Below are 24,974 nucleotides of genomic sequence, written 5' to 3'. Positions count from 1 at the left end.
TAGTGACCTCGCTAGACAAGCCTCGGCTCCCTGTCCGACTGCTCCCCTATGTCGCCGAGCTCCATCCAGCGATGAAGTGTTCCAAGCGATTGCTCACGCCAGCCCCCATATCCAAGCGGCAGGCCAAATTTCACACATAGCAATCTGTTCAGATAGAAAACCATGTAGGATTTTCCCTTCGCCTTCCGATCCAAATGCGGGGTAATCAAGTTATGCGCAACTAGGGAAGTGACGACATTTCGCAATTGAAGAAGATGCTTGATCTTTTTTTCATCTTCATTTGCCAGCGTATTTCGATCCTGCATGGATATCGCAAACCCGGTGACTCCCGGCATATAGGGAGCGGTTGGGCGAAAGGTCTGATCACGGCAGTATTTGCCAAGAGCTTCCAGAAATCTCTTTGCATCGTAGCCCTGGGGCAGGCGCCGGACCAAGCCTTCCCATCTTAACTCGGCGACTTCACGAATTATCGCATCCTGTCGTTCTGCTGACAACGAACGCGGAATGCTCCTTGGACCGGTGATCTTTGCAGAAATCTCTTCGAACAACGCTCCAGCTACCTCAAGATACTGATCGATGTTCGAACTCGCCACTGCCGCTAGCGTGTCTTTTCCAAAGTACAGCGGAGTTTCCATTTCGGTTCTTAGGAAATGCTCAGCGGCCCTCGAAACGGCCTTTTCCTTTTCATCGAGTTCATCAGCCGGCAGAACGTCGAATGCGAATGACGCCTGGCTCCGCCTTAGGTCCCGCTCGATCAGGATCTCTGTGGACCGCCACTTAATAGCTGATGAAATCGCATCTCTGCGATCTTCTCGAGCGGCAGAAATCCATTCTTCATAGCGGCTATCACCGGCGGTCTTCTCGACAAGTCGCGTCTCGATCTCGGATGACTTCTCGCCGTATCTATTCTCACCTTGCGCCAGCTCTTCCTCGTTTGCTACCAAAGGGAAGAACTCTCTCCCTTCAAAACCGTCCGCCTTGGATGCCCTGAGATTGGCAATTTGCTCGGCAAATCGCGTGAAACCAGATGACCGCTTTCCGGACCACTGTGTTTCAAGCTGGATGACGGAGTCGTAATCGCGTTTCTCCAAGGCACCTTCGGTCAACAAGTCTTGGTGGCTCATCGCATCGAGGCGCTCGGCAATCCAAATACCGCAGGGCTCCCGTGCATTGGTTACAAGGTTTATCAGACTTTTGCGTTGCGCATTGTCCAAGAATTGAAGTTCGTCGAAAAGGAGAATTCGTCGGGACCGAACCTCTCCGCGCCCATCGAACATTCTCGCCCGGGCAAACCACTTGAGACTGTCGAGCCTTGTATGGCCACCTTGGAGTGCATCTGGCTCCCCTAGATCATCCATCGTGTCATAAAAATTGCGTTCGATCTCAGAAGCCCATTCGAACAGCTCTGTTCCACTCGCGGATGCAGGCACAGTTGCTCCAGACTCTGGTTCCCAAGTGACTCGCAATGTTTTCAGATCATCCGGATATAGTCGTCCACTTTGATCAAGGAGTGATCGGAGCGTCGCGATGACGATTCTAGAATCCAGAAGCGATCTGAATAACCCATTGCCGCGATCGATCTGCGCCAAATCTTGATACTCTGTCGAGAACGAAATCATGGCACCAAGCAACTTGGCTCCGTTTTCATCTACGGCACCGAGATTACTCAAGACATCGAACGTTGGCTTGACCTGCTGATCTTCCCGCAACGACACAACGAGCTCGAGCGGGCGCGGCAGCATCATTCGCAGCAAGGTTGTCTTTCCGCCCCCAGGAGCGCTTCGAAAGAAGACTAGTCCGGAAAACGGATCTTCTTTGTCGTCGACGACATCCAAAGCTCCAGGCCCGAACAGTCTGACGAACTGTTCATCACTCACCGAACGCTGGGATGCTCTTATGCGGAATGGGTTTCTCACAGCTACTCAAACTTTCTATGGCGACTGACACGAGGGAACAAACCGCGTACCCTGTGCACATCTTCTGCCCACAAAAGGAAGATGGAGTTGTTGGGTGTATTGTGTGCCAGAACTACCGGCAACTTACACCCTGCATAACCGAAACGTTTGGACGTGCCACCAACCTTCGAATGTTCATCGTCTGCATCGGGGTCAAAGTAGCGGTCTTGGTTGGCAAGAGACAAAATTCCATCGTCCGTCGGCGGCACCAGCTTCACGCCGCAGTTGAGGCGATGAACAACCTTGAACTCGATTGATCCTTTCGAAAATGGCAGCTGTTCCAAACGCTGCTCGATGTGTTCTATCGCCTGATCAGCCGCGATGTAGATCACGACGAGCACCGAAACTCCGGATTGAGCCACGAGACTACCTAAAAGCTCATCGCTATCGAGTTCGCGGATAATTTTTGCAATTTTTCCGTCCCAGTCTCCGTTCTTTCCCTCTCGAAGGTAGCTGGTCCCACTCGCTGTAAAGTCATCCAGCAATACTACATACTCGAACTTAGCTTGATCTTCCGGTACTTCCGCGCCAGAGATCGTTGAGAGATCCTTTTGTAACTTTTCCGTGAACCCTTTGGCCTTTGGCGAAGACATATCATATGCGTGGAACACTTGCTCATGGGTGATGTCTTGTGGATGCGCCCTTCGAAACTGGTCAGTACGGGCACCGTCGCTCAATCCAAGAAACAGTGTCTTTCGTAATCTTGCGCGATATTCCTTGGATTTAACTATCGATTTTACCCGATGGGCTTCCAAAGCCGAATGGCTCTCCGCGGTATCAGCAATCAACTTTGGGCGAACAAAGGTTGGAAAAGCCAACCCAACAAGACTGTTAATTTCCGCATTTGAAACAAATATTAACCGTTCCTTGACGAAGGAATAGGCAATATCTCGTTCACCCTTGGTTTCAAACTGCTGCAACCACAGCGCTAGGCTCTCCAGAAAGCGGCGCCCAGGAGCGAACTGCTGATACTCGTCGTATTTGTAGGACGCAAAGCTTTCCAGCAAAGCTCTTTCCTCTGCCTTCTCGGCATCGGACCACCCCATTATCTTGGTAAGAAGTGTTTCAGCGAGTTCTTTCTTCAATTTGTCAGACCTCGGTCGGAGGGCTTAATCGCCATAGCCCAAGCCTCTTCAAGCTTTGCCAGCCTCTCAAGGTAGAAGACCGTCGCTTGTACACCACGGATACCTGCGGGAGCCAATGCCCAACCTGTTTTCGGATCTTCGCTCGCCCGATCGACACTCAGACCAAGTGGATGATCCAAAAGCTGAAAATCGTTCCCGACTGGATCGGCGCGGTCACCAATGCGTAAGACCGCGCCACTGTCTATTTTTGCATAGTTGCACAGCTCTTCGACCAGCTTAAGCTTGCTTTGCCCCCCGATTAGGACATCGACCGAGTGGCTCGAAATTACAACTTGCTTATCAAGTCCACCTAATCTCAACGCCTCACGAATTTCTGAGACCGCCCGAGATACGTCTCGTCTTCTCCGAAATTTTATTGAAATCTGTTTCGTGTTCGCTCGAATTTCGCAAGAAGACAGAAATGTACCCTTACGCAGTTCCTCGAGCATTGGATCAACCGCATCCAATTCGTCTAACAGGGGATCACGATCGTCGCTCAAAGAACTAATTACTGCGCCATTATAGTACCCCACAAGTACTCGCCCCCAGAGCTCTCGCTTTATGCTCGACCTTAGAGACACGCCCGCACTTGGTCCCCGACCCGTTGCAATACCTATGGGCAGCCCGCCTTCAAGGAGCCTATTCAGTTCTTCGGCTACCTTGGGCCGAAGGCCAACTTTGAACCGGTCGCGGTCATCAGAGAGCGTCCCGTCATAATCCATCACCAAACCCTGAATGGAAGCATCTCTGACAAAATTAATTGCGCTAGAATAATGCTCAAACCAAGTCTCCTTGTCTGCCCCTGAGAGATTAACTCCCTTCCGTGCGAGCGCAGCATTCAGGTTCAACTCCTTCTGAGATTCTGCAGGAAGCATCGGACCGATCCGATAGAGCCGCCTTCCGAATTCCGGCACTCCTGGCTTGGCGGGGTCTATTTTTGAGGCCTCGCCAGCTCCAAGGCTCAGATGTAAACCTGCTACGATTCCTGCAATAGCCTGTAGGTGTCTGGGTCCGCGAAAATCTATTCTCAGTCGCGGAATTTCTCGCGGTAAAGCCTCAAGGGTCTTGGTTGCGAGCTGCTCCATTCCGTCGCCCACCAAACAAACGATACCCGTGGACGCCTTATGTTTATGCATCCAGAAATGTCTTCCGTGCCCAAAATTTCGCAAGTCCGCAGCATGTAGGTTCCCCAGACCAGCTTCAACGAAACGAGACTCAAGATCGACAGACGTTGCTCGCAAGGAGTTCGTGAACAATAGGCTAACAGTCCGATTCAAGCACAGATCTTTTGCTTGACTGGCGATGTCCTCCGCGCTCCATCCGCAAATGATTTGGTGCATTAGTTCCTCAAGCGACGAAGGCAACTCCTCGCTATCAAATCCCGACGCTTGGTACGCTCGCAAAATCAGGACGGAAGACGCAACCAAAGATGCGACTGCCAAGAAACCGTCTTTAAAGCTTTCAGACTGAAAATCGACAATATCTGCGTACTGAAACCTTCGCCCCAAAGCGTGAAGTGGGCTCTCATCTTTTAAGACCAGCGCGGAAAGCGGCAAGAACTCCCGTTGAGCTGCGGCCTTGAAAGCCACACCAATATCTCGGTTTCGTCCACTTGCCGAAAAGCATGCAATACCGGCATTCGTAGTCGGGCCGGAAATGATTTCGAGCGGTGTGACAGCTTTGGCGGTTTCGCCTTCCATCAATTCATGCATCTGAGCCGCGAAGCTAGCCACAGAGTAAGATCCTCCAGAGCCAACCATCATCATGGGGCTCTCTCGCCAACCGTCCACGACTCGACAGAGTTCGGAGATATCTGCCTTCATGGCTGACTGATACGCGTTCTCAGCGCTGCGTAGTTCCGCTCGGTATCTCTCAGACACTGCAAGCCTGCCTTTTTTCTGTTTTTGCCCCCAGGGCTCCGTTGTGCGATCACCATCGAACTTTCGGCCGAATGGAAGAGCTCTGCTTGAGGGAGATTGCGGGGTTGAATGAACACCCACAATCCTTGTTTGCGACAGTTTTTTCAACCGTGTATCGCACTGGATCTTCAGACATTTGCAGGTCAGCTTGTGATGGAGTGACCGACAACCACGGGAGCGAAACCGCCAGTTCTCTGACTAGCACTGAAACACATTTCGGTCATTACCCTCCCAACAACTCCGCGATGAAATCCTCCTGCCGATCGAGCGCCGCCTCCCATTCCTTCGGCAGCGCCGCTTCCCGCTCGAGCGTCTCGGGCACAGGTTGCCCGCGCCTGGCATCCATCGTCCTCACGCTCATCGCGCGCGCTTCGCGGCGCTGTGATCGATCCCGCACAGGCGCGCGTTCGACTGGTTTCACCAGCTCGTCAGAACTTGCCTCGTCACCACCGTCGCTACCCCAAGGCCCCACACCCTGCACGCTCGGCGGATAGGGGAAGGGCTTGCCCTCCTGTCGTGCCAACATGTCCTTGAAGAACGGATCGTCGTAATACTTGATCCGGCTTGCCTTGATCGGATGCTGCGGCGAGGCGAGGATGATGACCTCGTCGGGGTCCATCAGGCGCGCTTCGGTCTCGGAAAGCAGCGGCCGTTCCTCCAGCCGCGCTGATGTTGACGTCGCGCCAAGGAAGCCCTTGTTCCGGCCATACATCCGGGTCACGGCCTCGCGGGTCGTGCTGCCTACTGCGGCGGATACCTCCTTCACGGTCCGCTGATCGCGGGGAGTGATATAGAGCTTAAGCCCTGCCCCGTTTTCGAGACTTTCGCGGCCCTCGGGCCCGTAGATCCGGTCGAGCGAAGCCAGCGACTGCGCGATCATCGCGACGCGGCCGCCATAGCTTGCCAGCGAATGGATCGCGCGCTCGAGATAGGGCATGGCCCCCATCTGCTGGAATTCGTCGATCATCATCATGACAGGCCAGGGCTCATCCGGGCCGGGCTCGTTCAGCCGGATCGACGCGATGAGATCGGCGAACATCAGACGCAGGAGCGGGGCGAGGGTGGCGATGTGATCCTCGGAGACCGCGATGTAGAGCGACTGTGAGGTCTTGCGGAAGGTCGAGAAATCGAAATCACTCGCCTCTGTGGCCGAGCGCACCGCCGGGTTGTCCCATTGCTTGAGGCCGGCCGTCATCAGCGCCTGAATGTTCGAGGTCAGCAGGCGCGATGAGGCCGAGGCCGCGTTGGTCCAGAGCTCGCGCAGGATGTCTTCCTCGGCCTCGTCTGCATAGGTCTTGTATTGCGCGTTCTTGTACTCGCCCCCGGCGACGATCTTGTTCACCTCGCCAAGGTTCGGTGTGCCGCGCTGGATCGCCAGCAGGCAGGCCGCGACAAAGATCGACTTGCCGGCCTCGGAGAAGGTGTCGAGCGTCTTGTTGTCCTTGTCGAGGAAGAGGTCGGCCAGGATCGAGACCTCGGTGAAGCGCTGCGCGAATGTCGGGGCCTTCGCGATCCGCGCAAGCGGGTTGTAGCGATGCGTGGCATTGGCCCAGTCGAAGGGGCTGAAGCGATAGACCTCGTCTCCGTTCAACGCCCGGAGCCGTGCAGTCTTCTCGAAGTTCTCGCCCTTCACGTCGAGCACCACGACCGAGCCCGCGAAGCTCAGAAGGTTCGGGATCACGAAGCCGACGCCCTTACCCGCGCGGGTGGGCGCCACCATCATCACATGCGGGATCGTGGTCGAGGATATGAACTCGGCTTTCAAACGCGGCGCGCCAAGCTTGCCGCAGACGAAGCCCTTGCCCGGCGCCTGCAACATGTCGTTCTTCTTCAACTCCGCCTTTGTCTGCCAATGGGCCGAACCATAGTCGTCTCTCTCCTTTTTCCAGGTCCAGGCCAGCGCCAGGGCGCCAAGCCCGATGGCTCCGAAGCCGACGGCGCCAAACCCCACCTTAAAGGCCTCAGGATGTGCCGCGCGTGTTGCGGCGCTGGCCTTCCAGAGCGCCAACATGTCGAAACTGCCGAAGCCGGTTTTCAGGGCCAGGGTCAGGTAGAAGGCGGCAACGATGGTGCCGATGACAGCGCCGCAGATCACGCCGAAGAGGAGCGCGGCCCAGAGGGGAAGTGTCTTGGTCATAGTGGTCATCCCCCTCAGAATTCCATCTCGTCATCGAGACCGCGGTCCCGACCGAGATCGCGCCCCATTTCCTGCGCCTCTTGCTGGCCGCGCATCCGCGCGACCTCGGTCGCCTTGTCCTGCTGCAACACGGCAGCGCGGTCGGTAAAGACCTGGTCGCCGGTCTCCTCGAAGGTCATTTCGAGGAACTCCTGCGTGACCGTGATCTGATCGAGCTTGCTCGGCAGGGCCGCATCCAGCACCTCGTAGTTGCCGCGGCGCAGCTCGGCCAAACCTTCTTCGCCCAACTCCTTGAAGAGCTCGGATTGCAGGGTTCGCTCGATGGTCTCCTCCTGTGCCTCGGTGAGCTTGCCGTCCCGCAGCATGTCGGCGAGGTCCTGCAGGTAGGGATTGGGCGTCCGGTCGTCTTCGTCGATGAGGGGCAATGTCGCCTCCTCCTCGTCCGCGAGGGTTCGCCCGATCTCGACGCCCAGTTCCTTCGCCCGCTCCATCAGCGCGTCCATCACCCCGTCGACCTTCTCGAGCGCGGCATCTAGCTGGTCGTCACTCGCGGTCTCAACGCTGAGACCGTCTTTAGCCAGCACCGCGTTCATGTCCCGCTCGACCCAGTCCTGCGCCATACCGTAGTTGCGCGTGCCGCCCGCCGCGATCCGGGCCACCAGCTCCTCGCTGTCCATGCCCGCCTCCTCGGCGCGCTCGAGCACATCGCGCAGCCCCTCATCCTTGCCGGACCGCAGCGCGTCGATCAGCACATCGCTGCCCGCCCCCGGCGGATAGGGTTCTTCGAGATGCTTGCCAAACCGCGCGCGCAACTCCGGGTCCGGCACCATCTGCGAGAGGTCCGCGATGATCGGTGCGGCCTTGGCTTCAAAAGCGGCGCGCTCGGCCGGGTCCAGTTCCTCGGCCTTAAGCCTCAGCGCCTCGATGGTGCGCTCGGAATAGTCGATCGCGTCACCGACGGTCTTGATGTCCTTCATGTCTATCTCTCCTTCGGTGAAGTTCCACGGCGTGCCGGAGCCAAGCCCGTCCGCCATGCCGCGTACGGCGCGCGCCATGTGGCGCTGGTCCATCCGGTCCAGCAGGTCGGCGAGGTTCTTGTAGTCCTTGGCGAAGCCCACCACCTGCGCCTGCGCGATGGCGGATTCCTGGGCCGTCATGACGATCTCGCGCGGCAGGCGGGCCTCTTCCTTGGCACGGTAGATCTCCTCGATCCCGGCAGGCTTCTCGAAGATGCCGCGCTCGAGCCGGGTGGTGGCGTCGAGCATCACGCCGTAGCGTTCCGCGATTTCAGCCTGCTTCTCGCGCATGAGCTGCGGCGACATCACGCCCTCGGCCCAGCACGAGAACCAGGTGCCCTTCTCGACGCCGCGATTGTTCAGGATGACGTGGGCGTGCTTGTGCGCCCGGTCATCATGAACCGCGAGGACATAGTCCCACTGGTCGCCGTATTCGCCGCTCTCGAAAAAATGCTCCGTCCAGTCCATGGCGATGTCGCGCACCTGATCGACGGTTACGTCGGTCGGGAAGGACAGCAGCATGTGCGAGGTGAAGCCGAGCTTGGTCGAGCCGCGCCAGGTCCCGGCCCAATCCTCGATGATGTCTTCTTTCTGCTCCTCAGAAAGCACCGCCGCATCGGTCAGCGCGTTGGTCATCGTCGAGTAAGTGTAGACCGCCTTGTCGTTGATGTAGGAGATTTGCGCCTCAAGCGAAGCACGCGTTTTGCAGCCCCCTGCCCGGATCCGCTTGAAGACCGCCGCGCGGCTCTGGCCCGACGCAGCCTTCAGCGCGTTGCGCGCCGACATGGATCCGACGCGCGCGAAACTGCGCCCCTGCCGACGCCCCGCCAGACGCGCGTCGATCTGCGCCGCGGCCTGACCCCGGATGCGCTCATCCTCCCAAAGCCGCCCCATGACCGAGGCATAGAGGGCGAGGGGATCAGCCATTTCGAGAGTTCCGGTTCTTCAGAAAATCATCGGCTATCGCCGTTCGCGTTCGCGGCTTGCCGAGAGGCAGCGAAGGGCGATGCAATTCTGAACCGGAACTCTCACGCACCAGCCTCAGACCGCTCCCGATCGCGCGCGGGTCATCCTCCAGAACCGCGCTCTCCGTCCCCTGCCCTTCTTCCTTTTGCGGCCACTCCTGATGACGCAACGCCTGCGCCGCATCTTTCATCCGGCCCATCTCACGGCTCATCGACTGCGCCAGATCAACGAGTTCGATCAGCACCGCGCGGTCCGCCTCTGAGACCTCCAGTCGGCCGCGATGCACCGCCTTGGCGAGGACCAGACCGGCGTCGCTTACATCCTTCGCCTGCCGCCACGCGGCGCAGAATTCCGCGACCAGATCACGGGGTACATCGAGGAAACCGCAGCGTCCGCGCAGCACCGCATTGAGCGCCTGCGAACGATTGGCAAAGCCCCGCGCGCGCCACTCCGCATCAAACGCTGCAAGCTCGGACTGGCTCGCCCGAAAGGCCACTGTCTCGCTCGGATCGCGCACCGCGATGCCCTCGCCCGCCTCCTCGTTCGCGAGCCGGTTCACATGACGCGGAGAGATGCCGAACGCCGCCGCCAGGTCCTTCGCGGTCTCGCCCGCCGCGAAGCGCCGCGCCACTTCGATGCGCTCTTCAAGCTTCAGGTTTCTCGCTGGCCTCGGCACGGGTCAGACCCCTCGGACAAAATGTGCAAACATTGGCCATATCCTGCCAACGTCTTCCTTCTCTCCTTCGCTTATACTTCAATACATCACATTGTGCAATATTACGTTTTGCATGTTGTATCTTTTTGCGGGAAATGATGTGCACTCACGACCGCCGCGCAGCGCGGCATGGAACGGGTCCCGCCCTCATCGATGCAGGACAACCAGGTCGAAAAAACTTCCGAAACTTGTGTTCAAGACGCACGCGACGACAGACGAACCGGACGCTCGAGCCGGTCACGGGTCGGGCGCCAGGAACACGAAGACGGCCCGCGCGGGATGGCGCGGGTCACGCCCGTTTAGGGCGTCACAGTGTTGGTAAGTATCAGGGTCAAACCCCTGCGGATCCGAAGACCCGCAGGGGTGTCTGGGTCAGTGACCCAGTCCCTGATTGCGCAGATCGTCGTAGCGACTGCGGGCGATCAGCGCCTCGGTCTCGAGGCTGTCGAGTGTCTCGGGATGGGCGGCCTCATCAAAGGCGGTGAGGTAGGCCTCGAAGGCCATGTCGGCTTGCAGTTCGGCGAGGTCGATGGATTGTTCGAGTGTCATGGTGTGATCCTTTCCTTTGATCGTCGTTGGACGGATCGTGGAAAAGACCGGGGGCATGAGAGCGGGCTGCACCCGGCACGGGGCGGAATGAAATGGAGCACGCCGGGGGCAGGTTTGTTGTGAGCGATGCCCAGCAGCGCTCAAGGCGTCAGCCGTCCAGAAACCTGCCCCCGGCGTTGCCGACCGCTCTACCCCGGGCTAGCGATCTCTAAGGCCAACAGGTCGACGGAAAGGCGCGCGGCGGTGGCCCTGACGTGAGACGTGGCCCCCGGACTCATGTCGTTGATCTGCGGTTTCTACCCTCGCGGCACATTGTAAATTCGCCACCCCGGGAAGCATCGCGAAGACGGTCCTGGCGCGGTTTGCTCGACTGAGAGAAGGAGTGCGCTTGGCTCGCTCAGCCGGCTGCCAGTTCTCCGGCTGACATTCGGTTCCGCCTCGGGTTCGCGCGATCCTCGCTGTCGCTGAACAGAAAGATCGGCGTCGCATGGCGACCGATCCAGTCTGACTATCCACCACTGTGACCGCGTCCGAAATATGCCGCGTTCTTCGGGCACCGGCATCCGGCCCGTCCTTGGGGCGAACCTAAGAACAAGAAATAGCCAGACCGCCGGAGCGGCCTGGCCGTTGGCTTAGGCGGCGTCTTTGGGACCCCAGGGAATGACGGCCTGCACGGACAGATCGTCCTGGTTTGCGGCCTTGCCGAGGTTGGCGTTGAAGCCGTGGTCGCGGATGGTCAGCGTGTAGTAGTCGGCGCCGGTCTCCTTGTTCTGCTTCTTCCAGATACCGCCGCACTCGACCAGCTTGCCGCGCGGGGAGCGGCCGAGGACGCGGTGCGTGGGGGCCATCGGGTTCGTGCTCGCGACGGGTTCGACCGTGATGTCGAGGTCGAAGGTCAGGGTCGAGATGGAGCCTGTGCCCTTGGCGGTTTCGATGTCGGCGCTGGTGAATTTGATGCAGTTCGTGGTCATTGCTCTTCTCCTTGTTTGCGTTGCAATGATGGTCACCTTGCAGCTGGCCAAGGCCCGGCCACACCGAAGGCGAAGCGCAGCGGAGAGGGGCAGGCGCCGGTGTTTTTGGCTCGCGAGGAATGACCCGCAGGGTCAGGGGAAAAAGATCGGCGACAACCCTTGTGGGCGGGACGACAGCTGCGACCAGCATGTCATGCAAAGCAACACATCGGGAGAAGTGCGGTAGCCGCGAAGGAAGGTGGGTGAACAGCCGAGGGAGATGCTGCCCTTCTTCGGCGCTTGCCGTCCTTGATCTTTGCCAACCAGAACGGTTCGAACCCGAACGCCACGACCGCGACAATCAAGATAGACCGTACGCCGCACCTCGGCAGGATTGGCAGTAAGCTGGAACGATGGCGTCTTGAGCAGGCCAGAGACAGGCCAACGATCAGCTTGACCTAATTTGCGAATTAGCCGTCTCCTCGAGTTGTCTGCCAGAAGTACCGCCCCAGACCGAAACTCTCTGTAATCTAGCTACTGAGTTCGCGGCCTTGACAATCTGGCTGCAACGGCGTATCTCTGTATGGACAATACAGAGGAATCGATCTTGAGGCTTGGTGACATTTGCGAAATTTGGTCAGGGCACACCGCAAGAGGGCGCTTAGAGGTTTCCCCGGAAGGCGGGCGGCTTGCCGTCCAGCTTCGCGACATCCAGCCCGATGACGATTTGGCCGCTAGGCCATTGCAGCGTTATGCACTGGATGGTCTACCCGAGCGCCATGTTGTGCGCGGGGGAGAAGTGATCTTCAAGTCACGTGGCGAGCCTAACGTAGCGGCGCCCGTTAACACGAAACTTGAAGAACCGATTGTCGTTATCCTGCCGCTCGTCATTTTGCGCCCTAAGGCGGGTCTTACGCTGCCGGACTACCTCGCCTGGGCGATCAATCAGCCAAGGTCCCAGAGATACTTCGACACAGAAGCACAAGGGACCAGCATGCGGATGATATCCAAGGCCGTACTCGAGGAGCTGGACGTGCCATTGCCCGATATCGAAACTCAGGCACGTATTGTTGCAATTCATAAGCTTGCAAAGCGCGAGGGTGCATTGCTCCGCGACCTGGCTGATCGCCGAGAGCAGCTTTCATCCATTATTCTGGCTGAGCGCGCCCGCGCCGGTCGCAAAAAGGAACTCTTCCAATGACAGATCAGGTTACCCAACAGCAGATCAACCAGACCGCTTGGGCGGCCTGCGACACCTTCCGGGGCGCCGTCGATGCCGGTCAGTACAAGGACTACATCCTCGTGATGTTGTTCCTGAAGTACATTTCGGACCTCTGGAATGATCATATCGAGACCTACCGCAAGCAATACGGGGACGATGATGCGCGCATCCGTCGGCGGTTGGAACGTGAGCGCTTCATCCTTCCCGAGGGCGCCAGCTTCTACGATCTCTACGCGCAGCGAAACGAGCCCAACATCGGCGAGCTGATCAACATCGCGCTTGAAAAGATCGAGGACGCGAACCGCGCAAAGCTCGAAGGCGTCTTCCGCAATATCGACTTCAATTCCGAGGCCAATCTCGGCCGCCCGAAGGATCGCAACCGCCGCCTCAAGAACATGCTTGAGGACTTCGCCAAGCCCGCGCTCGACCTGCGCCCGTCGCGGGTGACCGAGGACATCATTGGCGAGTGCTACATCTACCTGATTTCCCGCTTCGCCTCGGACGCCGGCAAGAAGGCAGGCGAGTTCTATACCCCAACCGCCGTTTCCGGACTGCTGGCCAAGCTGGTCGCGCCTCAGCCGGGCGATACCATCTGCGATCCGGCATGTGGGTCGGGCTCTCTGCTTATTCAGGCATCACAGGAAGTCGGGTCCGAAAACTTCGCCCTCTACGGGCAAGAGGTGAACGGCGCGACTTGGGCGCTGGCCCGCATGAACATGTTCCTGCACGCCAAGGACGCGGCCCGCATCGAATGGTGCGACACGCTGAATAGCCCGACGCTGGTCGAGGGCGATCACCTCATGCGCTTCGACGTGGTGCTCGCCAATCCGCCGTTCTCGCTCGACAAGTGGGGCGCGGAGGATGCGGACAGCGACCAGTACAAACGGTTCTGGCGCGGTGTGCCGCCCAAGTCCAAGGGCGACTACGCCTTCATCACCCACATGATCGAGATCGCCAAGCGGCAGTCCGGCCGCGTGGCCGTGATCGTGCCGCATGGCGTGCTGTTCCGGGGCGGGGCCGAGGGGCGCATCCGGCAGCAGCTGATCGAGGAAAACCTTCTCGATGCCGTCGTCGGCCTGCCCGCCAACCTGTTCACCACCACAGGGATCCCGGTCGCCATCCTGATCTTCGACCGCTCGCGAGAGGAAGGCGGCGCGAACGCGGGCCGGCGCGACGTGCTGTTCATCGACGCCAGCAAGGAGTTCACGCCGGGCAAGACCCAGAACGTGATGGACGACGCGCATGTGGCGAGGGTGCTGGAGACCTACAGCACCCGCGCCGAGGTCGAGCGGTATTCGCACCGGGCCAGCCCGGAGGAAATCGCCGAGAACGGCTACAACCTCAACATCCCCCGCTACGTCGACACGTTCGAGCCGGAGGAGGAGATCGACGTCGCCGCCGTGCAGAAGGACATCCTGCGGATCGAGGCCGAACTGGCCGACGTTCGGGCGAAGATGGCCGGGTATCTGAAGGAGCTCGGCGTTGATGCGTGACGGAACGACTTCGGCGAAAGAAAGCGCGCGGAGCCGTGCCGCTGAGCGAGACCTCGGCCGACTTGGCGTGACCACGGTTCCGGATGGCTGGAAGCTATCAACCGTGGGCAAGGCTTGCACGATCCGAAACGATCTTCGCTTGCCGTTGTCGGTCGAAACAAGAGCGGTGATGCAGGGAGAGTATCCGTATTACGGCCCGACCGGCATTCTCGATTACATTGATGAGTTTCGCGCTGAAGGTGAGTTTGCGCTCATTGGCGAAGATGGCGATCATTTTCTCGACACGGAGAAGAAGAGCCAGACCGTTAGGGTGTCCGGGCGGTTCAACGTCAACAACCACGCTCATTTGATCGCGAGCGGTAAGGGCTGCGCAGTCGACTGGTTCTTTCAGTTCTTTAGGCACCGAGACATTTCGCATTCGCTCACCCGTCAAGGCGCCGGGCGCTACAAGCTCACGAAGCAGGCGCTCGAAAAGCTCCCGATCTTGCTGCCCCCGCTCCCCGAACAGCGCAAGATCGCCGAAATCCTGCGGACTTGGGACGAGGCGCTCGAAAAACTCACTGCCCTCCGCGCGGCGAAGCTCAGGCGGCACCGGGGACTCACGATGGCGTTGGCCTTCGGCGCCAAGCAGCTAGACCGCTTCCGGAGGACTGACGAGGTAGCGCCCTACAGGTGGTTTCAGCTTCCTGCATCATGGGGCTGCCGCCCTATCGGCGATTTGGCCACAGAAGTCTCGGAGCGGAATGGTGCAGTTGACCAGCACGAAGTTCTCTCATGCTCGAAGCACGACGGCTTCGTGCGGTCGCTGGAGTACTTCAAGAAGCAGGTCTTCAGCGCCGACCTGACCGGCTATAAGAAAATCTGGCGCGGCGATTTCGGCTTCCCCAGCAACCACGTCGAGGAAGGGTCGATCGGCCTCCAGAACCTCACTGATATCGGCGTCGTCAGTCCCATCTACACTGTCTTCCGCTTCAGCCCAGACGAGGTGAGTGCAGAATACGCATTTGCGGTTCTGAAGACGGAACTCTACCGGCACATCTTTGAGGTAAGTACCAGCGCCTCGGTGGACCGGCGCGGCAGCCTCCGCTGGAGCGATTTTTCTCGCCTCCCGTTTCCGGTGCCGCCGTTGGATGAACAGAAAGCCATCGTCGAAGTTCTGAACACTGCGCGGGACGACCTCGCCGCCACAGAACGAGAAATCGAAGCGGTCACCCGGCAGAAGCGCGGCCTGATGCAGAAGCTGCTGACGGGTGAGTGGCGCGTGAAATTGAAGAGTGACCAGAAGGAATTTTCATGACCGACAATATTCAGAAGCTATCCATCCGCCTCCTGAAGGACGGTGTCGAACCTGCAGATGCCCTCCGCGACGGTGTCGACTTGGAGAACTGGCCCAAGATCGAAGGCGCCAAGATCGCGCTGGACACGATGGGTGGCAACCCGCCGAAGTGGTCCGGTTTCCTGGGGCTGTCCGCGGACGAAAAAAAGAAGGTCTGGAACAACACCGCATACGGTCTGGTCTTTCTGCAGACGTCTGGCCGCTGGTTCGCCGTGTCATTCGGTATGGGTCATGTGAAATTGGACCCCTCCAAGTTCGAGCAGGACTTCGGTCTTCGGGTCGTCCTCAACTCGGTGGACGAAGAGCAGTTGAAGAGCGCCGATGTCCGGACGCCCGACGAGAACACCTTGTCCCGGCGCAGCCAGACGAGTCGCGGGTCCGACCAGACGGCCTTCGCGATCGACGTCGAACGCGATATCATTCGCGGGTTGGCCGGCACTCCCAAGGACAAGGACTTCGCGACACGGGTCGCCGGCAGTGATGCATTGTCCATGGATCGCCGTCTGAAGGTGGCTGACCTTCCGAAAGCCTGCGCCGACGCGCTCTCCGTATATGCGAAGGACGCCTACAAGAACCACTTCGGATGGGTCGACCAGATCAAACACGTGCGCGAAGCCGACCTTCTTGAGAAGCTGGATGATGCCGCTGCCGCGAAGCTCGAGGCTGTCATCGGTGGAGCAGACCCGGATGGCCTGCACTTGGCCTTTCCCATCATCTACGACCCAGAAAAGGGCGCCTGCATTCGCTACAAGGGCTTCCGCAGCAAGCTTGTGTTCCCCGACCTCGATCTCTCCGGTTACCTGGGCGCCCTTCAGGAGCAGGGCGTGACGAGTTTCTCGGCCGACGATCTCAGGAAGCATGCTGTCCACGAGGTCGACGACGAGGGCAAGGACTGCGGCAAGAGCTGGAAGATTGGCGAGTGTCTTGTTCTCGAAGCCGAGGTTGATGGCCATACCTACGTGCTCTCCGGCGGACGCTGGTATCAGGTCGCTCAGGACTATGCTCAGGAGTTAGTGAAGTTCTTCGACGAACTACCAAAGGAAGAACTTCCAGACGCGCTCCCCGATGAAAATGAGGAGAAGTACAACAGGCGCTTGAAGAAAGACGTGCCTGAGCTTCTCTGCCTCGATCGCAAACTCATCAAGCCCACCGGCTGGACCACGACGGTTGAAGCTTGCGATTTCCTCGATAAGGGCTCGCGCATCATCCACGTGAAGGACAAGACTTCGTCCTCGCGCCTCAGTCACTTGTTCAACCAGGGCACGGTTTCCGGTCGGATCTTGATCGTTGATGGAGCCGCTCGCGACCTTGTCAGGGGCAAGATCGCCGAGGTTGAAGCCGAGACCGGTCAGGCGGACTTCGCGAAAATAATTCCGACTGCAGCAAGCAACTTCCAGTCGCGGGACTACACCATCGTCTATGCCGTCATCGGAACCGGTGACGTGCCGAAGCTTCCTTTCTTCAGCCTTGTCACGCTTCGCCAGGCCGTCCGCGATCTCAAGGCACTGGGCTACAAAGCAGCGTTTGCTTGGATCAAGAAGCCGGCTGCCGTCGGTGTGAAGCCATCGAAGCCCACAGAAGACGATCAAGATGACGGCGAGGTGATTGACCCCGCAGACGAGGTAGCATGAATTACGAGGGATTCATCGCGGCTGAGAAACACCAGTCCCAGGTGCCAGCGCTGCAGCTGCTCGTGGCGCTTGGGTTCACCCCGCTCTCACAAGAGGAGGCGCTTCGCCTGCGCGGCGGGCGCCTGCGGAACGTGGTGCTGGATGACGTGCTCGCCGACCAGCTGATGCGCATCAACCGCTTCACCCATCGGGGGCGTGAATACAGCTTTGACCTTGAGGACGCGCATGACGCCATGCGGCGCCTCAAGCCCACGCCCGACCGTTTGAAGGGTCTTAAGGGCACTAACCAGGACATCTACGACACGCTCGTCCTCGGCACGACGATCACGAAGTCCATCGACGGCGACTCGAAGAGCTACTCGTTCCGCTACATCGATTGGGAGCGGCCGGAGAACAACGTTTTCCATGTCACTGCCGAGTTCTCGGTCGAGAGGACGGCGTCGAGCCAGACCAAGCGCTGCGACATCGTCGCATTCGTGAACGGCATCCCGATTCTCGTGATCGAGAACAAGCGGCCGACCGAAAGCCTGAAGAAGGCGGACAGTCAACTGATCGGCTACCAGAACGAGGACAACATCCCACAGCTCTTCCACTTCGCCCAGCTACTGGTCTCCATGAACCGCAATGGTGCGCGCTATGCTACGGTTGGGACAAGATCCAAGTTCTGGGCTGACTGGCGCGACGAGGAAGACACTGACGAGGCCATCGCGCCCTTCGCCAACCGTGTGCTTTCTGCGGCGGAGAAAGACGCCATCTTCTCCGGCGATTTCACGGGCGCACGCGCCTATTTCGATGCGATGGCCGTTGAGGGCGACCGCGCGGTCACGGTTCAAGACCGGACGGTGTACGCGTTGTGCCGCCCCGTGCGGCTGCTCGATCTCATCCGCCGCTTCACGGTGTTCGATGGCGGCGTCCGCAAGGTTGCGCGCCATCAGCAGTTTTTCGGGATCCGGCGCGCTGTCGAGACGGTCAAGCAGCATGATGTTAACGGCGCTCGCAAGGGCGGTGTCATCTGGCACACGCAGGGGTCGGGCAAGTCGTTGACGATGGTGATGCTGGGGCGCTCGCTCGCTCTCGAGCGTAGCATCGAGAACCCGCGGATCATTATCGTCACGGACCGCGATGATCTCGACAAGCAGATCAAGGACACCTTCAAGTCCTGCGACCTCGAGCCGGTTCGCGCAACAAGCGGGTCTCACCTTCTCGATCTCGTTCAAAACAAGGCTCCACTGGTCACCACGATCATCAACAAGTTCGATACTGCGCTGAAGAACAGCAAGCTTGTGGACGACGATCCGAACACCTTCGTGCTGGTGGACGAGAGCCACAGGACGCAGACTGGGCGCTACGGCGGCCACAGCCAATTCGCCGCCAAGATGCGGCGCCTCCTGCCCAAGGCCTGCTACCTCGGCTTCACCGGCACGCCCCTGCTGAAGAAGGAGAAGAACACACTGTCGACCTTCGGGCGACTGATCCACCGCTACGCCATCGACGAGGCGGTCGCCGACGGTGCCGTCGTGCCGCTACTGTATGAGGGAAGGCTTGTCGAGCAGCAGGTATCCGGAGCCGTGATCGACCGCTGGTTCGAGAAGATCAGCGAGGGGTTGACTGACAGCCAGAAGGCCGACCTCAAGCGCAAGTTCTCCCGGATGGACGCGCTGGCCAAGACTGACCAGGCTATCCGAGCTAAGGCGTTCGACATCTCCGAACACTATCGCCAGCACTGGCAGGGGACCGGCTTCAAGGCGCAGCTCGTCGCCCCGTCGAAGGCGGCGGCGGTCCGCTTCAAAGATGTACTCGACGAGATTGGCCACGCCTCGAGCGCGATCGTCATCTCCCCGCCGGACGAGAACGAGGGCAACGAGGAGGTCGACCAGGAGTCCAAGGACCTGGTGCGACGCTTCTGGTCGCAGATGATGGCGCGGTACAAGACCGAGGAGGAGTACAACCGCCAGATCATCGATGCCTTCAAAGGTTCCGGCGATCCAGAGATCCTGATCGTCGTCTCCAAGCTCCTCACCGGCTTCGACGCGCCCCGGAACACGGTGCTCTACGTCTGCAAGTCCCTGAAAGAACACAACCTTCTACAGGCGATTGCGCGCGTGAACCGTCTCTACGAGGACGGCGGAACGGAGAAGCAGTTCGGTTTCATCGTCGATTACGAGGGGCTGCTCGGCGAGTTGGACAGCGCCCTGACGACCTATAGCGCCTTCGAAGGTTACGAGGCTACGGACCTCGCCGGGACGGTGCACGATGTCCGGGAGGAGATCCGCAAGCTGCCCCAGCTGCATGATCAGCTATGGGACCTTTTCAAGCCGGTTCGGAACAAGAAAGACATGGAGCAGTTCGAGCAGCATCTCGCTGACGAGGCGTTGCGTCATGAATTCTACGCGCGCCTCAAGGCATTCAGCCGTTGCCTGCACATCTCGCTCTCGTCCGACAAGCTGTTCGATGTCTTCGACCACGCCAAGGTCGATGCTCTGAAGCGGGACTGGAAGCAGTTCTCCGAACTCAAACGCTCGGTCCAGCTCCGCTACCAGGAGACAGTTGACGTCCGCGAGTTCGAGCCGAAGATCCAGAAGCTGCTCGATGACCACGTTGTGGCGATGCCGGCGGAAACCATCATCGAGGTGGTCAATATCAACGACCCTGACGCGCTGAAAGCAGTTGTCGGTGAAACGAGCGTCTCCGAAGCCTCAAGAGCAGACCGCATTGCCAGCGCGACCCGGAAGGCGATCACTGAGAAGATGGATGAGGACCCAACTTTCTATAAACAGTTCTCCGAGCTGCTCGAAGACACCATCCGCGCCTATCGCGAGAAGCGGCTATCCGAGCGCGAGTATCTGAACAGCGTCGTGAACCTCGCGAGCAAGGTGGCACGCAAGGATCGTGGCCGGGATGTTCCTGAGAGCATTCAAGGCGATGAAGATGCACAGGCGTTCTTCGGCATCCTGGACGGTCAGCTCAAGACCGTGGGCGATGATACTGTGGACGGGAACGATGCCGCAGCGATCGCTCGACAGATTATCGACATCATCAAGTCCCACCTGATCGTGGACATTTGGTCGAACGAAGTGGCCCAGAACAATCTGCGCAACGCCATAGACGACTACTTCTTCGACGTTCTGCGCGACGAGCAAGGCATCGACCTCCCGGTAGAGGTGCTCGACGATCTCGAGCTGAAAATTATGGATCTCGCTCGAGCCCGGTTCGCGGCATGACGCGTGAGTTGCACTGCCTGCAGTATGGCGAGCACGAGATCCTATACGAGATCGTCCGACGCCCGAGAAAAACACTTGAGATTGCCGTCGAGCCGGATGCGACGGTGGTGATCGCGGCCCCGGAAGACGCGACGCTCGACGCCATTGAAGCCAAGCTGCGGAAACGCGCGGCATGGGTGACAAGGCAGCAGCGGTATTTTGCCCAGTTCCTTCCAAGAACACCAGAGCGCAGGTTCGTCGCAGGCGAGACCCATCTCTATCTCGGGCGCCAATACCGACTGAAGGTCATCCCGCATGTTAGAGAAAGCGTAAATCTGAGCCGCGGCTTCATCGTCGTGCAAACGCACCGGCCGGCCAAGCCGGAAGTGACGCGCGAACTGGTCGAGGCATGGTACCGAGACCGGGCACACATCAAGTTTCCGGAGCGGATCGAACTCTGTCTTGGTCTCTTCCCGGATCCCGCAGCATTCCGGCCAAAAGCGCTCATCGTGCGCCAGACCCGACAAAGATGGGGATCTATGTCACCAGCCGGGCGCCTTCTGCTGAACCGCCGCCTCGTGCAAGCCCCGGTCGACGCCATAGACTATGTGATCACCCACGAGCTCTGCCATGTAGCTGAGCCCCATCACGGATCAGCCTTCTTCGATCTCCTCGACAAAGTGATGCCCGATTGGGAGCGTCGGAAGCAGAGGTTGGAACGGGCCATGGCGTGATTAGCAGCGTCAAAAAAATTGGTTCTTCAGCCGTTCGCCAGGAAGAAGCAAGCTACAGGAACGACTGGTACTCGTCCATGAAGGTTGCAACCTGCAGTAGGCCCTGCGCTTCGGACTTGTGAATCAAGGTCGCAACATCGAGCGCCGGATTCCTGAAACGCTCGCGCATACGGCGCAGGGCCAGAATGGCCTCCGAGGGATCCAACTCGATTGTGTCGGCGATGAAGTCGTCGGCGGAAATCGCCTGGATGGCGTGCAGGTCCAGGGCCTCGGATGGGAAATCGGCTAGATTGTCCGTCACTATGACGGACGCTGACGTTGCGATGGCGGCGGCGAGGACATGATTGTCGTCAGGGTCTGGCAAGGCGAGTTTCTCTTCGAAAATTTCATAGCCCGTCACCAAAGCTTCTGGGAAGGCGGCTTCTATGGCCGCCCTCTGACGCGCACCATCGGTCTCGCCCTTCGTGATCTGAAAGATGGCTTTCTGAGTCTCGTCCAGAATGCGACTGCTCCACCGGGGCCGGAACAGTCCGGCCTCGGCAAGGCTGAGCAGCATGTTTCTACGAAGCGCGCCGCCTATGACGCATGCATCGAGGAGAGCCGTGAACCGATCTGCGTATCGGCTCATATAAGGCCGTCCTCGGCATCCATCACCGCAAGATCGCCCAACGCGTCTGATCTGGCAGCGTCACGCTTTTCTTTGTAAGCAAACAGATCATTCGCGCGGACGCGGCGATGCCGTCCTGTCTTCGTGAACGGAATTTCTTTCTCCTCAAGAAGCTTCACCAGGAATGGACGCGATACGTTGAGCAAGTCTGCTGCCTGCTGTGTCGTCAGCTCAGCCTCTACCGGGATCATCCGAAACCCGCGACCGCTCGATACGAGGCGCAGCACCTCGAGAAGAGATGCTGTGAGGGCCGGTGCAAGGGTTACGGTTTGGACTTCGCCGCTTTCAAGGGCAAGCGACAGCGTAGTGGGCTCGCCCTCCTTGATTTGGGAAGCGACAATTGTTCTGAGTTGTTCAGCGTTCTTGATCTCCACCTCATCGGGCAAGCGATCAAAAAACGCCTCTTTTCTGAGGGCGTTCATCTTGTCTCTCCAGTTCTCACGACTTGAGTTAGATATAGGATAGCTCCCATTCGAAACAATCGCAACACTCGAAATATTCGAAATTCACTAACGCCATGTGAACGAGCCGCCTGACCGAGTGCCGCTAGGCCACTAAGCCGAGCCGACCACCCCCGCATCCACCAGCTGCTCGCGATCGGGAAGATCGCGAAGGCTCTCCAACCCAAACGCGACAAGGAACTGCTCGGTGGTGACGAAGGTATAGGGCGCCCCGCGTCGAGGCGACCGCGGCCCGGTTCCGATCAGCCCGCGCGCATGGAGCCGCCCGATCAGGTCACGGCTGATCTCTTTGCCGAAGATGTCCTTCAGCCCGTCGCGGGTGATAGGCTGGTGATAGGCGATGGCGGCCAGCACCGCGACGTCGAATTCACTCAAGTCCAGCAACTGGTCCCCGACATCCGCCGCGGCGCGGATCGCGGGGGCATAGGCCGACCGCGTCCGGAACATCCAGCCGCCGGCAACTTGCGCGATCTCGAAGGCCCGCCCCTCCAGATCGGCGGCAAGGTCCTCAACCAGCAGATCGACTGAGGCCCCCTGCCCCACGACCCGCGCCAGATCCTCACGTGGCACCGGCGCGGCACTGGCAAACAGAACCGCTTCGATCCGGCGCATCCATTCGCGCCAGCGCAGATCGGGCGGCAGGTCGGTCAACTCGCGATCAAGCTCCGGCTCAGGGCGATCCTTCGCCATCGCTACACCCCGTAGAGTCGGAAAGTGTCGCGCCCAGTCAGCTCGCGCACCGCGCCGAGGTCGACCAGCCGGTCGCAGAGCCGCCGCGCGGCGCGATCCGGCAAAGGCAGGGCCGACGGCGCCACGGCATCCCGGGTCAGGAACATCTCGACGGCATCCCCCGCCCCCTTTGCCCGCAGCTTCGGAGCGACCGACTTTAGGTGCGTCACCCGACGCGCGAGGTCAGAGGCCTGCCGCACCGCCTCGAACACCGAAGAGATGAGTGCCCGATGACAGGCCAAGCGCAAGTCTTCGCCACGCTTACGCAGATCGGCGCGTTTCAGGCCTGGGGCCAGCAGCGGCACGAAATGATCCCAGCCGAGTGCCCTAGCCAGGGCCGCATCCGCGAGCATCAGTCCTGCTACGTCTGCACGTGGCGCCTCGCGCAGAACGGCTTCCAGCGCCATCGCGGCGCGGGTCACCGGCGCCCCCTTCCCCGTATCGAGCCTTGTAGCAATCTGGCCCGGCTCGAAGGTCGGCAAGGCTCGGCCTAGAGCCTTGATCGACACCGGCCGCTCCACCGCGCGCCGCCAGACCAGGTAGGTTTCGCCCGCCGGACCCGGCAAGTCACCGGGCCGCAGAACATGTACCACGTCGCGCAACTCCGCCGCCCGCTCCGGCCGCCCGGAAAACGCGACACAAGCCTCTGCGGCACGCAGAGCGAGCCGATCCCGGAACAAGGCGTGGGGCAGGTCCCCTTGCGCCAACACAACATGCAGGTGGTTCAGCGCTGCACCTGACAAAAACGCAACATCTTCAAGGGTTTCAGCGCGTGCAGAGGTGACCCAGGCGGGCATCCGGGGTAGGGTCTCAGGGTCGCTGATGCGGCTGTCGCGGGTAAAGATCATGCGGACAACCTACATCTTCGCGGCGCTTTATTCCAGAAAATAGCGTCTAAACCGCCCCGCCTTGTAAGTCTTATTAATGTCCAATAAGTTTGCATTATCGGACATCAAGAGATATGCTAGGACGCAGTTTAATTTCACCACCGGATTCACTGGAAAATGCCCTCAGAGGACGAGAAGTCGACATCATCAAACTCTGGTGCGTTTTGTATCGCTCAGAACGGCGACAGCGATCAAGAAAAAAGCGACGACATCTCCCTACCCGCCCACGTCGCGGGATCCGGCAGCCTTGATCGCCTGGTCGACGCCGCCCGAGATTATGCGCGCGCCGCAGCTTCTGACAATACGCTGAAAGCCTATGCCAAGGATTGGGCGCATTTCGCGCGGTGGTGTCGGATGAAGGGCGCGGAGCCTCTGCCCCCGTCGCCTGAAATGATCGGGCTTTATCTCGCAGACCTGGCGTCCGGAGCGGGCCCCTCCCCTGCCCTATCGGTCAGTACCATCGAACGTCGCCTCTCCGGCCTTGCCTGGAACTATGCGCAACGCGGCTTTGTCCTCGATCGTAAGAACCGCCACATCGCAACAGTGCTGGCCGGGATCAAACGCAAACACGCCCGTCCGCCGGTGCAGAAGGAAGCGATCCTGGCCGAGGACATCCTCGCGATGGTCGCCACCCTGCCCTACGACCTGCGCGGGCTCAGGGACCGCGCCATCCTGCTCCTCGGGTACGCCGGCGGGCTCCGCCGCTCCGAGATCGTCAGCCTGGATGTCGGAAAGGACGACACGCCCGATTCAGGCGGCTGGATCGAGATCCTCGACGACGGCGCCGTGCTGACGCTCAACGCCAAGACCGGCTGGCGCGAGGTCGAGATCGGTCTGGGATCGTCTAACTCCAGCTGCCCTGTGCATGCGCTCGAGCAGTGGTTGCACTTCGCCAGGATCGACTTCGGGCCGGTCTTTGTCGGCACCACTCGGGGTGGAAAGAAGGCCCTGGAGACAAGGCTGAACGACAAGCATGTCGCGCGGCTGATCAAGCGAACGGTCCTGGACGCCGGCATCCGATCCGAACTGCCCGAAAAGGAACGCCTGGCACTGTTCTCTGGCCATTCTCTGCGCGCAGGTCTCGCCAGTTCGGCCGAGGTGGACGAGCGGTATGTGCAGAAGCACCTTGGCCACGCTTCGGCACAGATGACCCGCCGCTACCAACGCCGCCGCGACCGCTTCCGCGTGAACCTGACGAAAGCCGCTGGATTGTAATCTTGCGAACTGTCATCCTGTCATTAATCCTTGGCCGGTCTGAGCTGATGAAGTCAAGAAGATCTGCA

At 59.6% G+C, this 24,974-nt stretch carries 19 protein-coding genes; 7 read left to right on the top strand and 12 right to left on the bottom strand.

All coding sequences use genetic code 11. The features are described 5' to 3' along the window. Nucleotides 1-11: 11 nt before the first annotated feature. The 8 genes from CVM52_RS04965 to CVM52_RS04935 form a co-directional block, all read right to left on the bottom strand. Complete coding sequence (locus tag CVM52_RS04965; protein WP_133119789.1) at nt 12-1,877, bottom strand: ORC-CDC6 family AAA ATPase; 1,866 nt, start codon at nt 1,875-1,877, stop codon at nt 12-14. A 41-nt stretch (nt 1,878-1,918) separates the two neighbouring features. Then, the gene (locus CVM52_RS04960) at nt 1,919-3,040 is read right to left on the bottom strand and encodes a phosphoribosyltransferase-like protein (RefSeq protein ID WP_100161457.1); all 1,122 of its coding nucleotides are present in this window, start codon (nt 3,038-3,040) and stop codon (nt 1,919-1,921) included. Then, nucleotides 3,037-4,845, bottom strand: coding sequence for an HAD hydrolase family protein (locus CVM52_RS26535; protein ID WP_205964883.1), 1,809 nt, complete (start codon nt 4,843-4,845; stop codon nt 3,037-3,039). Before CVM52_RS26535 ends, CVM52_RS04960 begins: the two co-directional genes overlap by 4 nt. 376 nt (nt 4,846-5,221) lie before the next feature. Next, entirely contained in the window at nt 5,222-7,135 is a 1,914-nt protein-coding gene (locus tag CVM52_RS04955; RefSeq protein WP_071974409.1) for a type IV secretory system conjugative DNA transfer family protein, read from the bottom strand. Between the two features lie 14 nt (nt 7,136-7,149). Then, the gene (locus tag CVM52_RS04950; protein WP_071974410.1) at nt 7,150-9,078 is read right to left on the bottom strand and encodes a relaxase/mobilization nuclease domain-containing protein; all 1,929 of its coding nucleotides are present in this window, start codon (nt 9,076-9,078) and stop codon (nt 7,150-7,152) included. Next, on the bottom strand, nt 9,071-9,793 hold the full coding sequence (locus tag CVM52_RS04945) for a helix-turn-helix domain-containing protein (protein ID WP_071974411.1): 723 nt from the start codon (nt 9,791-9,793) through the stop codon (nt 9,071-9,073). Before CVM52_RS04945 ends, CVM52_RS04950 begins: the two co-directional genes overlap by 8 nt. Before the next feature lie 411 nt (nt 9,794-10,204). After that, the gene (locus CVM52_RS26810) at nt 10,205-10,381 is read right to left on the bottom strand and encodes a hypothetical protein (protein ID WP_172720910.1); all 177 of its coding nucleotides are present in this window, start codon (nt 10,379-10,381) and stop codon (nt 10,205-10,207) included. Nucleotides 10,382-11,013: 632 nt separating this feature from the next. Beyond that, nucleotides 11,014-11,352, bottom strand: a complete 339-nt coding sequence (locus tag CVM52_RS04935; RefSeq protein WP_100161455.1) for a DUF736 domain-containing protein — start codon at nt 11,350-11,352, stop codon at nt 11,014-11,016. A gap of 562 nt (nt 11,353-11,914) precedes the next feature. Between CVM52_RS04935 and CVM52_RS04925 the strand changes: the two genes are divergently transcribed. The 6 genes from CVM52_RS04925 to CVM52_RS04900 are packed head-to-tail and all read left to right on the top strand — an operon-like array spanning nt 11,915 to nt 20,947. Next, nucleotides 11,915-12,532 (top strand): restriction endonuclease subunit S domain-containing protein, encoded by a 618-nt coding sequence (locus CVM52_RS04925; RefSeq protein WP_100161454.1) that lies wholly within the window; start codon nt 11,915-11,917, stop codon nt 12,530-12,532. Continuing rightward, nucleotides 12,529-14,046: a type I restriction-modification system subunit M gene (locus CVM52_RS04920; RefSeq protein WP_100161453.1), complete on the top strand. Its 1,518-nt coding sequence runs from the start codon at nt 12,529-12,531 to the stop codon at nt 14,044-14,046. Before CVM52_RS04925 ends, CVM52_RS04920 begins: the two co-directional genes overlap by 4 nt. Further along, complete coding sequence (locus CVM52_RS04915; protein ID WP_100161452.1) at nt 14,039-15,343, top strand: restriction endonuclease subunit S; 1,305 nt, start codon at nt 14,039-14,041, stop codon at nt 15,341-15,343. Before CVM52_RS04920 ends, CVM52_RS04915 begins: the two co-directional genes overlap by 8 nt. Further along, entirely contained in the window at nt 15,340-17,013 is a 1,674-nt protein-coding gene (locus tag CVM52_RS04910; protein WP_100161451.1) for a DUF6119 family protein, read from the top strand. The genes CVM52_RS04915 and CVM52_RS04910 overlap by 4 nt, the downstream gene beginning before the upstream one ends. Continuing rightward, the gene (locus tag CVM52_RS04905) at nt 17,010-20,234 is read left to right on the top strand and encodes a type I restriction endonuclease subunit R (protein WP_100161450.1); all 3,225 of its coding nucleotides are present in this window, start codon (nt 17,010-17,012) and stop codon (nt 20,232-20,234) included. The genes CVM52_RS04910 and CVM52_RS04905 overlap by 4 nt, the downstream gene beginning before the upstream one ends. Next, nucleotides 20,231-20,947, top strand: a complete 717-nt coding sequence (locus tag CVM52_RS04900) for a M48 family metallopeptidase (protein ID WP_088672547.1) — start codon at nt 20,231-20,233, stop codon at nt 20,945-20,947. The genes CVM52_RS04905 and CVM52_RS04900 overlap by 4 nt, the downstream gene beginning before the upstream one ends. 52 nt (nt 20,948-20,999) lie before the next feature. Here the strand turns inward: CVM52_RS04900 and CVM52_RS04895 are convergent, their stop codons facing one another. The 4 genes from CVM52_RS04895 to CVM52_RS04880 all read right to left on the bottom strand — a co-directional run bounded on the left by CVM52_RS04895 (nt 21,000) and on the right by CVM52_RS04880 (nt 23,652). Further along, nucleotides 21,000-21,575: a PIN domain-containing protein gene (locus tag CVM52_RS04895; RefSeq protein ID WP_088672546.1), complete on the bottom strand. Its 576-nt coding sequence runs from the start codon at nt 21,573-21,575 to the stop codon at nt 21,000-21,002. After that, nucleotides 21,572-22,036 carry a helix-turn-helix domain-containing protein gene (locus CVM52_RS04890; protein WP_053079232.1) on the bottom strand — a complete coding sequence of 155 codons (465 nt, stop codon included), beginning with the start codon at nt 22,034-22,036 and terminating at the stop codon, nt 21,572-21,574. The genes CVM52_RS04895 and CVM52_RS04890 overlap by 4 nt, the downstream gene beginning before the upstream one ends. Nucleotides 22,037-22,168: 132 nt before the next feature. After that, nucleotides 22,169-22,765: an SMC-Scp complex subunit ScpB gene (gene scpB, locus CVM52_RS04885; protein WP_088672545.1), complete on the bottom strand. Its 597-nt coding sequence runs from the start codon at nt 22,763-22,765 to the stop codon at nt 22,169-22,171. Nucleotides 22,766-22,767: 2 nt separating this feature from the next. Further along, a complete protein-coding gene (locus CVM52_RS04880; RefSeq protein ID WP_088672544.1) occupies nt 22,768-23,652 on the bottom strand; it encodes a DUF1403 family protein in 885 nt (294 codons plus the stop codon). Nucleotides 23,653-23,808: 156 nt separating this feature from the next. Between CVM52_RS04880 and CVM52_RS04875 the strand changes: the two genes are divergently transcribed. Further along, complete coding sequence (locus tag CVM52_RS04875; RefSeq protein ID WP_084353840.1) at nt 23,809-24,906, top strand: tyrosine-type recombinase/integrase; 1,098 nt, start codon at nt 23,809-23,811, stop codon at nt 24,904-24,906. Nucleotides 24,907-24,974: the final 68 nt, after the last annotated feature.

Source organism: Pseudooceanicola lipolyticus (assembly GCF_002786325.1).
Taxonomy (GTDB): domain Bacteria; phylum Pseudomonadota; class Alphaproteobacteria; order Rhodobacterales; family Rhodobacteraceae; genus Pseudooceanicola_C; species Pseudooceanicola_C lipolyticus.
The sequence above is the reverse complement of the archived record's forward strand: the minus strand, read 5'-3'. Positions and strand labels throughout refer to the sequence as shown.

Coding starts and splice junctions, on each gene's coding strand:
- CVM52_RS26535 (WP_205964883.1), bottom strand. CDS start 4,845: ATGATGATGGTTGGCTCTGGAGGATCTTACTCTGTGGCTAGCTTCGCG.
- CVM52_RS04955 (WP_071974409.1), bottom strand. CDS start 7,135: ATGACCAAGACACTTCCCCTCTGGGCCGCGCTCCTCTTCGGCGTGATC.
- CVM52_RS04950 (WP_071974410.1), bottom strand. CDS start 9,078: ATGGCTGATCCCCTCGCCCTCTATGCCTCGGTCATGGGGCGGCTTTGG.
- CVM52_RS26810 (WP_172720910.1), bottom strand. CDS start 10,381: ATGACACTCGAACAATCCATCGACCTCGCCGAACTGCAAGCCGACATG.
- CVM52_RS04935 (WP_100161455.1), bottom strand. CDS start 11,352: ATGACCACGAACTGCATCAAATTCACCAGCGCCGACATCGAAACCGCC.
- CVM52_RS04925 (WP_100161454.1), top strand. CDS start 11,915: ATGGACAATACAGAGGAATCGATCTTGAGGCTTGGTGACATTTGCGAA.
- CVM52_RS04920 (WP_100161453.1), top strand. CDS start 12,529: ATGACAGATCAGGTTACCCAACAGCAGATCAACCAGACCGCTTGGGCG.
- CVM52_RS04915 (WP_100161452.1), top strand. CDS start 14,039: ATGCGTGACGGAACGACTTCGGCGAAAGAAAGCGCGCGGAGCCGTGCC.
- CVM52_RS04910 (WP_100161451.1), top strand. CDS start 15,340: ATGACCGACAATATTCAGAAGCTATCCATCCGCCTCCTGAAGGACGGT.
- CVM52_RS04905 (WP_100161450.1), top strand. CDS start 17,010: ATGAATTACGAGGGATTCATCGCGGCTGAGAAACACCAGTCCCAGGTG.
- CVM52_RS04900 (WP_088672547.1), top strand. CDS start 20,231: ATGACGCGTGAGTTGCACTGCCTGCAGTATGGCGAGCACGAGATCCTA.
- CVM52_RS04895 (WP_088672546.1), bottom strand. CDS start 21,575: ATGAGCCGATACGCAGATCGGTTCACGGCTCTCCTCGATGCATGCGTC.
- CVM52_RS04890 (WP_053079232.1), bottom strand. CDS start 22,036: ATGAACGCCCTCAGAAAAGAGGCGTTTTTTGATCGCTTGCCCGATGAG.
- scpB (WP_088672545.1), bottom strand. CDS start 22,765: ATGGCGAAGGATCGCCCTGAGCCGGAGCTTGATCGCGAGTTGACCGAC.
- CVM52_RS04880 (WP_088672544.1), bottom strand. CDS start 23,652: ATGATCTTTACCCGCGACAGCCGCATCAGCGACCCTGAGACCCTACCC.
- CVM52_RS04875 (WP_084353840.1), top strand. CDS start 23,809: ATGCCCTCAGAGGACGAGAAGTCGACATCATCAAACTCTGGTGCGTTT.